Annotated in this window: 12 protein-coding genes; 10 read left to right on the plus strand and 2 right to left on the minus strand. The window is 71.2% G+C overall.

All coding sequences use genetic code 11. The annotated features are described in order from the left end of the window. The first annotated feature begins 58 nt into the window (after nucleotides 1-58). The 4 genes from Phou_RS25065 (at nucleotide 59) to Phou_RS25080 (ending at nucleotide 4,074) form a co-directional block, all read left to right on the plus strand. Complete coding sequence (locus Phou_RS25065; RefSeq protein ID WP_173059566.1) at nucleotides 59-844, plus strand: SDR family NAD(P)-dependent oxidoreductase; 786 nt, start codon at nucleotides 59-61, stop codon at nucleotides 842-844. A gap of 152 nt (nucleotides 845-996) precedes the next feature. Beyond that, nucleotides 997-2,103, plus strand: a complete 1,107-nt coding sequence (locus tag Phou_RS25070) for an aminopeptidase (protein WP_173059569.1) — start codon at nucleotides 997-999, stop codon at nucleotides 2,101-2,103. Nucleotides 2,104-2,164: 61 nt separating this feature from the next. After that, nucleotides 2,165-2,776: a DUF6073 family protein gene (locus tag Phou_RS25075; RefSeq protein WP_173059572.1), complete on the plus strand. Its 612-nt coding sequence runs from the start codon at nucleotides 2,165-2,167 to the stop codon at nucleotides 2,774-2,776. 80 nt (nucleotides 2,777-2,856) lie between these two features. Further along, the gene (locus Phou_RS25080) at nucleotides 2,857-4,074 is read left to right on the plus strand and encodes an aminotransferase class I/II-fold pyridoxal phosphate-dependent enzyme (protein ID WP_173059575.1); all 1,218 of its coding nucleotides are present in this window, start codon (nucleotides 2,857-2,859) and stop codon (nucleotides 4,072-4,074) included. Here Phou_RS25080 and Phou_RS25085 read toward each other — a convergent pair. After that, nucleotides 4,063-5,016 carry a peptidoglycan-binding domain-containing protein gene (locus Phou_RS25085; protein ID WP_173059578.1) on the minus strand — a complete coding sequence of 318 codons (954 nt, stop codon included), beginning with the start codon at nucleotides 5,014-5,016 and terminating at the stop codon, nucleotides 4,063-4,065. The two genes, Phou_RS25080 and Phou_RS25085, sit on opposite strands and share 12 nt — an antisense overlap. A gap of 215 nt (nucleotides 5,017-5,231) precedes the next feature. Here Phou_RS25085 and Phou_RS25090 point away from each other — a divergent pair, with 215 nt between their 5' ends. From Phou_RS25090 to Phou_RS25105, 4 genes are all read left to right on the plus strand, one after another. After that, entirely contained in the window at nucleotides 5,232-6,842 is a 1,611-nt protein-coding gene (locus tag Phou_RS25090; protein WP_173059581.1) for a histidine kinase dimerization/phosphoacceptor domain-containing protein, read from the plus strand. A gap of 13 nt (nucleotides 6,843-6,855) precedes the next feature. Next, entirely contained in the window at nucleotides 6,856-7,512 is a 657-nt protein-coding gene (locus Phou_RS25095; protein ID WP_173059584.1) for a response regulator, read from the plus strand. 77 nt (nucleotides 7,513-7,589) lie between these two features. Continuing rightward, nucleotides 7,590-9,323 carry a sensor histidine kinase gene (locus Phou_RS25100; RefSeq protein WP_218579192.1) on the plus strand — a complete coding sequence of 578 codons (1,734 nt, stop codon included), beginning with the start codon at nucleotides 7,590-7,592 and terminating at the stop codon, nucleotides 9,321-9,323. A 10-nt stretch (nucleotides 9,324-9,333) separates the two neighbouring features. Continuing rightward, nucleotides 9,334-10,014, plus strand: a complete 681-nt coding sequence (locus Phou_RS25105) for a response regulator transcription factor (RefSeq protein ID WP_173059587.1) — start codon at nucleotides 9,334-9,336, stop codon at nucleotides 10,012-10,014. Here the strand turns inward: Phou_RS25105 and Phou_RS25110 are convergent. Beyond that, on the minus strand, nucleotides 9,989-10,327 hold the full coding sequence (locus tag Phou_RS25110; RefSeq protein ID WP_218579193.1) for a response regulator transcription factor: 339 nt from the start codon (nucleotides 10,325-10,327) through the stop codon (nucleotides 9,989-9,991). The two genes, Phou_RS25105 and Phou_RS25110, sit on opposite strands and share 26 nt — an antisense overlap. A 131-nt stretch (nucleotides 10,328-10,458) precedes the next feature. On the opposite strand from Phou_RS25110, the gene Phou_RS25115 reads away from it, so the two are divergent. Together Phou_RS25115 and Phou_RS25120 are read left to right on the plus strand one after the other, a co-directional pair. Continuing rightward, nucleotides 10,459-11,724, plus strand: coding sequence for a hypothetical protein (locus Phou_RS25115; protein WP_173059590.1), 1,266 nt, complete (start codon nucleotides 10,459-10,461; stop codon nucleotides 11,722-11,724). Then, nucleotides 11,721-12,566: a hypothetical protein gene (locus Phou_RS25120; protein ID WP_173059591.1), complete on the plus strand. Its 846-nt coding sequence runs from the start codon at nucleotides 11,721-11,723 to the stop codon at nucleotides 12,564-12,566. Before Phou_RS25115 ends, Phou_RS25120 begins: the two co-directional genes overlap by 4 nt. Nucleotides 12,567-12,579: the final 13 nt, after the last annotated feature.

Genomic DNA, 12,579 nt, shown 5'->3' on the forward strand with positions numbered 1-12,579 from the left:
GGATCCTGGTACCGACTGTGCCTGCATCCGCATCCCGGGCCCGGCGACGCTTTTCGGCATGACAAACCGTTTCGACGCCACCCCCGCCGGCCTGCTGGCCGGCAAGGTCGTATTCATCACCGGCGCCAGCCGCGGCATCGGCGCCGCGGCAGCACGGCTCTTCGCCCGCGAAGGCGCCGCCGTCGTGCTCGCCGCCCGCGGTACCGACGCCTTGAACCGCGTCGTGGCCGAGGTCCGCGCCGAAGGCGGCGTCGCCGACGCGGTCACGATGGACCTCGCCGACAGCGCGAGCATCCGCGCCGCCGTCGACCGGGTCGAGCAGCTGCACGGCCGGCTCGACGGCGCCTTCAACAACGGCGCGACGGGCCAGAGCCAGCCCGGCCCGCTCGATGCCACCAGCGACGAGGACATCGACGAGCAGTTCGCCGTGAACTTCCGCGCCCACTGGACCGCCATGACGGCCGAGGCCGCGCTCATGCGCCGCACCGGCGGCGGGGCGATCGTCAACACCTCCAGCATCGGCAGCCGCCGCGCGAACACCGCCCTGCCCGCGTACGGCGCCATGAAGCGCGCGCTCAACAGCATCACCGAGACCGCCGCGGTGACCTGGGCCCCGCACGGCGTGCGGGTCAACGGCATCACCGCCGGCGGCACCGCCACCGAGATGATGGACGCCTGGGAGGCCGCGACCCCCGGCATCGTCAAGCAACTGACGGCCGCGATCCCGATGGGCCGGATGGCCGAGCCGCGCGAGGTCGCCGAGGCGGCCGCCTGGCTGCTCAGCGACAGGTCGTCGATGGTGACCGGCGCGATCGTGCCCGTCGACGGCGGCGCCGGCGCCTGAGTCGTCACCTTCCCGCGCGGCGGGATCGGTCGCGGTCGACGCGGAAATGCGCAAGATGGAAATGCGCAAGGCGGAAGAAGGGTCAGGGCGTGGTCTCTGGCTAATGTGGCGAGTGGGTGGTAAAGCCCGTCGTGATCGGAAGGCGGAACAGCATGGCTGACCCGCGTCTGCGTCGACTCGCGAGGGTGTTGGTCCATCACTCGCTCACGACGCAAAACGGGGACCGGGTCCTGATTCACGCACCGGCATCGGCGGCGCCGCTGGTGCGTGAGGTCTATCGCGAGGTGATCCGGGCGGGAGCGCATCCGACGGTGCGAGCCGGTCTGGACGGTATCGAGCGGATCGCGGTCGAGGAAGGCACCGACGAGCAGGTTCGCCGGCTCACCGCGCTGGACCAGCGCGAAATCGAGGGCGTTGACGTGTGGCTGGTGATATCGGCCGACGCCGACGTGCCAACCGGCGCCACCGCGACGGCGCGGGCGGCAATTCTTCGCGCCGCGCAGGCATCGCTGATGAGACAGTGCATCGCGCGGATCGCGAAAGGTGAGCTTCGCTGGTGCCGTACGGTGGTGCCGACCGAGTCAGGTGCGGCACGGGCCGGCATGCCCCTGGACGAGTACCAGGACTTCGTCTTCCGGGCGGGCCTGCTCGACAGGGAGGACCCGATCGCGGCCTGGAAGGACCTGCACGACGCCCAGCAGCGGATCGTCGACTTCCTCGGCAAGCACGACACCGTCCACATCGTGGCGCCGGGTGTCGACCTGGAGTACCGGGTGGCGGGCCGGACGTGGATCAACGGCAGCGGCCAGTACAACTTCCCCGACGGCGAAGTGTTCACCGGCCCGATCGAGGATTCGGTGCGCGGCACCATCCGGTTCAGCTATCCCGCCGTTTACCGCGGCGCGCGGGTGGACGATGTGACCCTGCGCTTCGAAAACGGCCGTGTCGTCGAAGCCTCGGCCGGTGCCGGCATGGAGTTTCTCCAGACGATGCTCGATACCGACGACGGTGCGCGCTACGTCGGAGAGGTCGCGTTCGGGCTCAACGAGGCTGTCGACAGGTTCACCGCGAACACGCTGTTCGACGAGAAAATCGGCGGGACCATGCATTTGGCGGTCGGCCAGTCCTATCCGCACACCGGCGGCACGAACCGGTCGGAAATCCATTGGGACATGGTGACCGATCTGCGTGACGGCGAGGTGTACGTCGACGGGCGGCTGTGCTACGAGAAAGGGCGGTTCCTCGCGACGGTGATGTGAGCAAGCGGGGGCATCGTCAAGCAAATACACAAATCGGGGACCTTAGCGAGGGGAGACCGCAATGACATTGGCATTCGAGACAGAGGGCACCGAGACACTGGCGCCGTGTCCCACGAGTTTGGCGGACCTGCGCCTGTTCACCCCGCCGAAGGGCGGCATCGACAAGCTCAACTTCGTCACGTGGGACACGATCGAGGTGCCGGGCTTCGGTGAGGACACCATCGAGCTGCGGGGCCACTACCAGATCCAGCGGGCCGATCCGACGGCGGCTGACTGGGTCAGCGCCTCGGTGGAGATCACGATGTTGGAGATGGACCTGACCGGCGTGAGTGAGAAGTTCGGTCCGGTGCACGCGAGCGTGAACTACCAGATCGGCAAGCGGTCGCGCGGGCGGGTCAGCCCGGGCACCGTGTATCCGGGGCTGCCGGACTCTCCGAAGATGTGCACGATGGAGGGGTACATGCAGTTCGAGCTGTCCGCGCTGTCGATGGTGGTCTTCAACAAGGAGCCGGTGGTGCTCAGGCACAAGATCACCCACATCCCGCCGGTCGGGCAGGGCGGCGGCACCGAAGGCCGGGTGGGTGTCGAGCTGTTCACCCGGGACAACCCGGACGGCCCGCCCGTGGCGGTGCTTCGTCAGGTCAAGACCCACATCGGTGCGTGGAAGCAGTAGTAGCCGACCCGTGGTGCGTGGCCCTCTGCGTCCGGTGACGGCGGGGGCCGCGCACCATGGTGAGCTTGAGGACTGGAGCGATGGCCATGGTGGATGCCCCGATCTCCTCGCATCTGAACGCTGTCAGTGCCGCGTCGGCGCCTTTCGTGCGGTTCCTGATGACCTCGACGTGGGCCGCGCGCAGGGCCGAAGGCGACGGCTGCGACTTCGTCGTGGGCAACCCGCAGGAGATGCCGCTGCCGGCCTATGTGGATGCGATCCGGCGGGCGAGCGTTCCGCAGGATGCCAGCTGGTTCGCGTACAAGCTGAACGAGACCGTCCCGTGTGAGGCGGCCGCGGCTTCGCTGCGGGAGCGGCTCGGCGTGGCGTACGAGGCCGAGGACATCTTCCTGACCAAAGGCGCCTCGAGCGCGCTGGTGCTCGCGTTCAGCACGGTGCTGGAGCCCGGCGACGAGGTCGTCTTCCAGAGCCCGCCGTGGTTCTTCTACGAGTCCATGATCGCCTTCGCCCGCGGTGTCCCGGTGCGCGCGCCGGTCGACCGGGCGACGTTCGACCTCGATGTCGACGCGATCGCCGCGGTGATCACACCACGCACCCGCGCGGTGATCGTCAACTCGCCCAACAACCCGACCGGCCGCATCTATCCGCCGCAGACGCTGCGCCGGCTGGCCCAGGTGCTCACCGCGGCCTCCGAAGAGTACGGTCGCGCGATCTACCTGATCTCCGACGAGGCGTACAACCGGATCCTGTTCGACGGCCGCCGCTTCCCGAGCCCTACCGCCTACTACCCGTACTCCTTCCTGGTCTACAGCTACGCCAAGGCGCTGCTGACACCCGGCCAGCGCCTGGGCTATCTGGCCCTGGCGCCATCGATGCCCGATCGGGAACGTATGCGTGGCGCCGTCCTGGCGGCCCAGTACAACGGGTTCGGCATGCCCGACGCGGTACTGCAGCACGCGCTGCCCGAGCTCGAACACCTCTGCATCGACCTGGACCAGCTGCAGCGCCGCCGCGACCTGCTGGTCGACGCGCTGCGCGCGCAAGGATACGAAGTACACGCCCCCGAGGGCGCCTTCTACCTGCTGCCGCGCGCCCCGATCGCCGACGACAACGCGTTCGTGGAAGCCCTGGCCGCCCGCGACGTCTTCGTCCTGCCGGGCAGCGTCGTCGAGCTGCCCGGGTACTTCCGCATCTCGCTGACCGCGAGCGACGCGATGGTCGAGCGTTCCATCCCCGCCTTCGCCGCTGCCATCGCGGCGGCGGGAGAGCGCGCACGCCCCGTCGGTTCACCCCGATGACCCGGACGCGGCCGCACACTTCGGACCGTTGTCGGGCGTGACCTGCAGCGGAAACCAGGCGCGCTGCCCGGGTGGGTAGCCGACCGCCACCCGTAGGCAGGCGTTACGCCGGGCGGCGGTGTTCAGCGCGCCGGCGACAGTGTCGATGATGTAGCTGCCGACCGCCTGGCAGGCGACGTGGACCGCGGGCATTGCCCGGATCCGGGCGCACACGGCGGCGCTGATCACCTCGGCCAGCAGCGCACGGACGAACGCGTTGTCCGGAAACGCGGAGGCGATGCCGCGGGTGTCCGCGCGGCCAATGATGATCAGGCAGCCGCGGACGGTGCAGCCGGCCTGGCCGGGGCTGGGCCTGGGCAGCTGCAGGTAGAGGGCGAGCCGGGTCTGCGGGCCGACGATCCCGATCTGCGGAAGCCCGGCGCGTTGCTGAAACGTCCGGACCGCTGCGGCGGCATCGCCGTCGAAGGTGGCGCCGCGGCCGGCGGCGATGCCGTGCACGGCGAGGCGGGCCCGCAGGGTGGTCACGCAGCTGCCCTGTGAACCGGCGGCCTCGCCGGTGGGTTGCCGAAGCGAGACGCAGTCGCGGCGCAGGTCCCACCGGTCCGGTCCATCCGGCAGGTGGGCGAGGGCGTCGAGCGTCGGCTTGTCCAGCACGCCGTCCTGGTGCAGGCCGCGGCCGGCTTGAAACTCCTTGATGTACCTGGTGGTCTCGCGCAGGTAGTTGCCGGTCACGTCCATCGGTGCCCCGCGAGCCCGAAGCACCTGTTGCAGGTGCCGCACACATTCCGGGCGGGCCTCGCCCCACCGCATGGGGCCGCAGTCACGCAGACCGTCCAGCTCGCCGGCGAAGCTGTCACCGACGTCGCCGGCGTCGGTGTCGGCGACGGCGCCGAACAACCCGAGCAGCACGACGGCGACCACAACCGTCCAGATCGCGCGCACGACACCCTCCTCGTGACGTCGGTGGGTTCAGCCGCCATCACGTTGCCGCCTGTCAGGGCCGCGGGTCATCCGAGCGAGTACTCGATATCGAGCAGGTGCCAGCACTGTTGCACCGGCCAAAGCAGCACTGCGACGATTTCACGATGCCAAGGATCGGCGTGCGGCCACTGCCTGCGGCGTTTTTCGGCCTCACCTGCCTCGTTTCAGTGGCCACAGTGGTGATCACCCTGGGCCTCGAACCGGTTTACGAGGTCGTCCTCTACCCGCTGCACACGGTGGCGTTCGGCCTGGCAGGCGCCCTGATCATCTCGAACCAACGCTCGAATCCGATCGGCTGGCTGCTCGGAGGACTGGGTTTCGAGGGGTCCTTGGTGGATTTCGCCGAGGGGTATGCGCACCACGCGAGCTGGCCGTGGGTGGTACCGATCGAGTGGTTTTCGAACTGGGCAAACACGCTGGGCATCGGGACGCTCGCCGTCATCCTGACGCTGTTTCCCGGCGGCCGAGGGCTGGGTCCGCGGCGGCGTGCGTTGGTGTGGACCGGCGTCGTCGCGATCGTGTTGATGACGGTGGGAGCGGCGTTCGGGCATTCCACGGATCCCAGGTTCGACTCCGGTTCAAACCCGTACGCGGTTGCGGGGCTGGAGCCGGTCCACCTCGCCGGGCAGGTGCTGTTCATCGTCGCGCTGCTGGCGGCGATCGGATCGCTCATCGCCCGGTTCCGCGGTGCGACCGGAGTCGAGCGTCAGCAGCTCAAGTGGGTCGCATACGTGGTCGGCGTGCTGGCCGTCGTGGGCCCGCTGGCCATCGTGGCCTTCGACGACAGCGCCCTGGTGCGTATCGCGATCGCGGTCGTCGCGGCCGCGCTGCCGTCGGCGATCTGTATCGCGATCCTGCGGTACCGGCTCTACGACGTCGACGTCATCGTCACCGGCACGCTCGTCTACGCGACGTTGACGGTCCTGCTCGCCGCCGGATACCTCGCGGCGACGCTCGTGCTGGGCGCCGCCCTCGGTGGCCGCTCGCCGTGGGTGATCGCTGGCGCGACGCTCGCCGTCGCGGCGGCGTTCCGCCCACTGCGGGCGCGGATCCAGGACGCCGTCGACCGGCGGTTCCGTCGCGCCCGCTACGACGCCCTGGCCCGCGTCGACGCGTTTCTCGATGACCTGCGCGTGGGGCGAGCGGACCCCGAGGCGCTCCAGCAGGTGCTGCGGGAGGTCATGTCGCAGCCGGACCTCGAACTGCGCTACCTCCTTCCCGGGGCGGCGCTGCGGATCGACGCCCAGGGGCGCGATGTCAGGACGGACGTGCCTGACGGCCGCGTCGAGCTGCTGGTCGAGCGGGCCGGCGTGCCCCTCGCGGTCGTCGTGCACACCGCGGCCGCCGCCGAACCCCGGCTGCACGAGGTGGTGGCACGCGCGCGACTGGCGATCGAGATCGCCAGGCTCCGCGCCGAGGTACGCCACCAGCTCATCGAGGTGCAGGCCTCGCGAGCCCGCATCGTCGCCGCGAGCTACCAGGAGCGCCGCCGCATCGAGCGGGACCTGCACGACGGTGCGCAGCAGCGGTTGGTCAGCGTGGGTCTGGCGCTACGGCACGCCCAGTTCGAGCTCGGGGAGTCCCCGGTCGTCCGGACAATCGACGCCGCCATCGAACAGATCACCGTCGCCATCGCCGACCTGCGCGAACTCGCCAACGGTGTGCGGCCCGCGTCGCTTCGCGAGCTGGCCGGCCGGACACCGCTGCCGGTGGACGTGTACGCCGGTTGCGAACGGTTCCCGACCGACATCGAGGCGATCCCCAACCCTGCCTGGGCACCACATTGATCGCGGAGTTGCCGTGCGCGTGCTGATCGCCGAGGACCAGGTCCTGCTCCGCGAGGGTCTGGCGCGGCTGTTCGCCGACCGCGGCCACCAGGTCGTGGCCACCGTCGGCGACGCCGAAAACCTGCTGCCCACCGTCGAGAGCCACCGGCCCGACCTGGTCGTGGTGGACGTGCGGATGCCACCCACGTTCACCGACGAAGGCACCCGCGCCGCACGCGACATCAAGCAGGCACATCCGGAGATCGGCGTGCTTGTGCTGTCCCAACACATCGACACCACGCACGCGATGGTCCTCATGAGCCGAACCGGTTTCGGGTACCTGCTCAAGGACCGCGTCCTCGACGTGCACGACTTCCTCGCCGCGGCCCAGCGCGTCGCGGACGGCGGCTCGGCGCTGGACCCGAACGTCGTCGGCGCCCTCGTGCGGCCGCGTCCCAGCGACGACCCGCTCTTCGCACTGTCGGACCGGGAGCGGGAGGTGCTGGAGCTGATGGCCCAAGGGCTCAACAACCCGGCGATCGCGCGGCGCCTGGTGGTCAGCGAGCGAACTGTCGAAGGGCACGTCCGCCACGTCCTCCTCAAGCTCGGCCTGGCCGAGTCCGACGACGGCCACCGCCGGGTCCTCGCGGTCCTCACCTACCTCCGCGCACCCCGGACCCGCCGTTCCTGAGGAAAGCCGTCCCGCGCACACAGTCTTCTATGTGACTCAACGCGGACTTCGCGGGGCAGATCGGGCAGCCTGTGAGGGTGAGGGCCGGGCGGGGCGTGGTGCACACGCTTGTCGCTGCGGGTGTGCTGCTCGCAGCGGTCGTGCTCCCGTGCAAGGCGGTCGACGTCGAGCACTCGGTATGGGAGAGCGTCTTCACCGGGTTCAGCGGCCTGCTCTTCCTCGGAGCGGGCGCGGTGGCGCACCACCGCCGGCCGGACAACCGGGTCGGGCTGTTGATGGTGCTCGTCGGCGTCGGCTGGTTCGCCGAAGACGTGCGCTTCATTCCGTTCGCGCTGACCCACACGCTCGGCCTGATGCTCAGCACCGCGTCGAGCGGGTTCCTGGCTCACCTCGTGCTCGCGTTTCCGACCGGCCGGCTGGGCTCGCGGCCGCTGCAGTGGCTCGTGGCCGCCGCCTACGTGGCGGTCTTCGGGCTGACCCCGCTGGGCGCGCTCTTCCAGGACGTGTCCCACATCGGCCCGGACTACCAGCGCAACCTGCTGTTCATCGACTCGCCGGCGATGCTGGCCGCGGTGGCAGCGGTGGTGGCCGCGATCGGTGCGTCGGTGGCCGGCGCCGTGGCTGGAGTGCTCGTCTGGCGGTGGGTGCGGGCCACGCCACCGCAGCGCCGCCTGGTCGGGCCGGTGCTGCTCACGTTCCTCCTCGGCGGTGCGGCATCCGCGACCGGCAACGCGTTGAGCCAGTTCGACGCGGTGCGCATCGGCGCGCTCACGGTGTACAAAGTGGCCTTTTGTGTCTTGCCTTTGGTCTTTCTCGCCGGCGTCCTGCGCGTGCGGCTGGGCCGGACCGCGGTCGCCGAGCTGCTCGTCGACCTGCAGCGGCCGCTGTCGCCGGCGGAGCTGCGCGACCGCCTCGCCGCTGCCCTCGGCGACCCCACCCTCCAGGTTGGATACTGGCGGCCGGACGCCACCGAGCTTGTCGACGCGGCGGGCGCGCCGCTGCCGCTGCCGCCACCGGGCAGCGGCCGGACAGTGACCTATGTGGACCGCGCGGGCCAGCGGGTCGCCGCGCTGCTGCACGACGCGGCGCTGTGCGAAGACGGCCACGTGCTGCGGGCGGTGACCGCGGCTGCCGGCCTGACGCTGGAAAACCAGCGGCTGACCGCCGAGGTGCGGGCGCAGCTCGGCGAGGTCCGGGCGTCAAGGGCGCGGATCGTCACCGCGGTCACCGAGGAGCGCCGCCGCATGGAGCGCGACCTGCACGACGGCGTGCAGCAGCACGTGGTGGCGGCCGCGATCGGCATCCGCGCCGTCGAGAGCCAGCTGGGCTCGGAGACCGGCGACGGCGCACGCGTGCTGCTGCGGGCCTGTGGCGAAGGGCTGGACACCGCGCTGTCCGACCTGCGGTCGCTGGCCCGAGGCATACACCCGGCGATCCTGAGCGAAGACGGCCTGGTCGCCGCCCTCCAGTCCCTTGTCGAGCGGATGCACGCGCCGGTCGAGCTGGCGGCGGCCGAGATCCCCCGGCTGCCGCTGGCGGTCGAGGCCACCGCCTACTTCGTCGTGGCCGAGGCGGTGACCAACGCGATGAAGCACGCCCACGCCGACCGGATCCGGATCACCGTCGAGCCCGCGCGGGGCGCTATCCGCGTGACGGTGGACGACGACGGCATCGGTGGTGCGGCCGTCACCGCGGGCTCGGGCCTGCTGGGGCTTGCCGACCGGGTACGCGCGCTCGACGGCGACCTGTCCGTGCGGAGCCTGCCGGGGCAAGGCACTACGGTTACCGCGATCCTGCCCGCCGGAGCATGAGGGAGCGCGCGTGACGACCAGGGTCGTGCTCGCCGACGACGCGGCACTCGTCCGCACGGCGATCGGCGTCCTGCTGCGGCAGCACGGGTTCGACGTGGTCGCGGAGGTGGGGGACCGGCCGGCGCTGTGGGACGCGGTGGCCTCGGCGCGGCCCGACGTGGCCGTGGTCGACGTGCGGATGCCGCCCACGAACCGCCTCGAAGGGCTCGAGGCGGCTATCGACATCCGGGCCACCTATCCCGCGGTCGGGGTACTGGTGCTCTCGCAGTACCTGGAGTCGCGGTACCTGACCACGCTGCTCGGCGACAGCGCCCGCGGCGTCGGATACCTGCTGAAGGAGCGGGTCGGCGGCGCGGCCGACTTCGTCGACGCGGTCCGGCGGGTGGCGGCCGGCGGCTGCGCGGTCGACCCCGAAGTGGTCTCGCTGATGCTGGCCGGCCGGCGCAGCGACGACCCGCTGCAGCGGCTCACCGCGCGCGAGCGGGAGGTGCTGGCCCTGATGGCGGAGGGACGCTCCAACCAGGCGATCGGCGACCGGCTCTTCCTGACCCCCAAGACGGTGGAGTCGCACGTGCGCAGCATCTTCCTGCGCCTGGACCTCCCGCCCGAGCCGGAAAGCCACCGGCGCGTGCGCGCGGTGCTCGCCTACCTGCGACCCGCCGCGCCTACCCGGCCCGCAGCAGGCTCCTGAGCGCCTGCGCGGTCAGCGCCGACTTGGTGAGAAACCCGGCGGCCCCGCAGCCGTCGAGCTTCGTGCCGTAGTCCGCCGCCGCGCGTACCGAGCAGAGCACCACCCGGGTCGTCAGGCCCGCCGCCCGTACCGACCGGAGCACCGCGAACCCGTCCGTGTCCGGAAGCTCCACGTCGAGCAGCACCACGTCCGGCGCCAGCGCGGCGATCACGATGAGCGCGTCGGCGCCGGTGGCCGCCTCGCCCAGGACGCGGAACCCGCCGGCGGCCAGGAGCACCGCGGCCATCGTCCGGAAACCGGCGTGGTCGTCCACGACCACCACGGTGGTCGGTTCGCCGGCTCGCGCTCCTTGTCCGATGACACCAGCCTGGTCACATCCGCCGGCCGCACACATCAGGGCCCGCCCTGATGTATCGCGGCCGTCCACTGCCGAGCATCGTACGCATGGCCTTCCTGCTCGTCCTGTCGCTGCTGGCCCTGGCCGGCCTCATGGTCACGCTCACCGGCCGCCACATGCGCCGGCGCCGGCAGGTGCGCGCCTTTCCCGAGCTGCCGACACCGACGTTCAAGGTGGTGGCGCTGGGCAACAGCGGCTCCGGCAAGACGGTCCTGCTGGCCAGCCTCTTCTACCAGTTCCGGGCGCGCCCCGGCCGCCCGTACTACCTCGACACCGACGCCTCCACCCGGGTCATGCTCGGCAACCTGCTGTCCACAGTGGTCGACCCGACCGAGCCCTGGCCGAGCGCCACCCGGCGCGACGGCACCCGCACCTACCGCTTCGACTGCGTCACGCAGGTCGAGGAGAAGCCGACGACGGCGTTCACGATCGAGTACCTGGACTACGCCGGCGAGATCTTCGAGCTGCTCGGCGCCGGCGACACCGCCCTGGACGACCTGGTCGGCAAGGTCATGGCGGCGGACGCCCTGATCGGCGTGCTTGACGGCCGCCGCGTGCTGCAGTTCCTGCGCGGCCAGGCGCAGGGCCGGGCCTACCTCATCGCGAAGATCGCGGTGATGGTCCAGCTGATGGCCAGGGCCCGGTGCGCCGTCTACCTCGTCATCTCCAAGTGGGACCTGGTGCGCGACTTCGGCGAACCAGCCGGGTCGGACGACCGGGCCCGGCTGGACGCCGTGGTCAAGGCGCTGATGACCGTCGAGCACATCAGTGACCTGGTCCGCTCGCGCACCACCGTCCGGCTGATCCCGGTCAGCGCGGTCGGCTCCGGATTCGCCCGCCTCGACGAGTCGACCGGCGTGGTCACCAAGCGTCCCGACGGCACGTTCGCGCCGTACAATGTGGACATTCCGGTTGCCGCGATCATCCCGGACCTCTTCACCCGCGTGCGGCAGAGCATCGACAGCCAGCTCGTCGGGGCCATCGAGAGCGAGTACCGGGTGCGGCGGCGGCACACGCCCGACGAGCTGGTCAGCGAGATCGGGGCGTTCCTGCTCCGGCCCGCCGGCGTCGCCATGCGCGCCACGCTCGACAGCGTCATGAGCCGCCCGTACAGCAACGAGCTCGTGGGCATGATGCTCGACTGGATCGCCCGGCCCAGCCAGCACAAGGCCGCCGAGCTTGCCGCGTTCCGCGCCGAGTCGCACCGCCAGGCGTACACGCTGCTCGAAGCGCGCACCGTCGTCCTCGACGACTTCCAGCGGATGCTGCACCGGCTCGAGCACGACCTGCCGGCATCGGTGCTGTCCCGATGAGCAGCGGCTGGGCCTTCCTGGTGGCGCGGGGCCGCCGGCAGGGTTTCCGGGCCCGCCTCGTGCCCGCGGTGCTCGCCGAGCACGGCCTCGCCGGCCTGCTGGAGGAGAACCGCTCCGCCGACACCCCCATCGGCCGGGTCACGCTCGTCACGCGTACCCACCGGATCCGGCCACAGGACATCGGTAGCGCGAGCGTGCTGGACGAGCACGGCCGCCCCCTCGAGATCAGCTACGGGTTCGTGCACCTCGGCGCCCCGCATCCGGCCGCCGAGGAGGCCGGCCTCGCCACCGCGTACGCCCAGGCGCTCGATACGTACCGGCGCCTGCTCGCCGACGAGACGGGCTTCGAGACCGAGGTCTCGGCGCCGTTCGCGCTGCCGGTCGCGCCCCTTGCGGCGACGACCGCGGTGCGGCCGCCGGGCCGGGCCCGGATCGCCGCCGGGTTCGCCGCCGCGGGCCTGCTCGCCGCCGTCCTGGTCGCCGTCTTTGCCGTGGTACGCGGCGACCCGCCGGACGACGACCTGAACGGCACCTGGCAGGCGGAGACATTCGCGGTCACCGTCACGTGCGGCCCAGGGTGTCCCGTCCCGGCGGGCACCCCGATCGGCACGGCGCGTGCCGCCGCCTGCACATATCGGCTCGTCCTCGCACAGCCGGCCGGCGATGGCATCCGGGCCGCCGCCAGCCGCACGGCGGGGGAGGCCTGCCTGGCCGACGGCCTGCTCTCGCTGCGCCGCACGGACGACGACCGCGCGAGCCTGGAATGGCGCGACACCTCCGGCACGCTGCTGGCAGAGGCCACCCTCCGCGTTCAGCCCGGCCCCGCCGATCCGACGCAATGAGGAGTTGAGGTCC

Source organism: Phytohabitans houttuyneae, assembly GCF_011764425.1.
Classification (GTDB): Bacteria; Actinomycetota; Actinomycetes; order Mycobacteriales; family Micromonosporaceae; genus Phytohabitans; species Phytohabitans houttuyneae.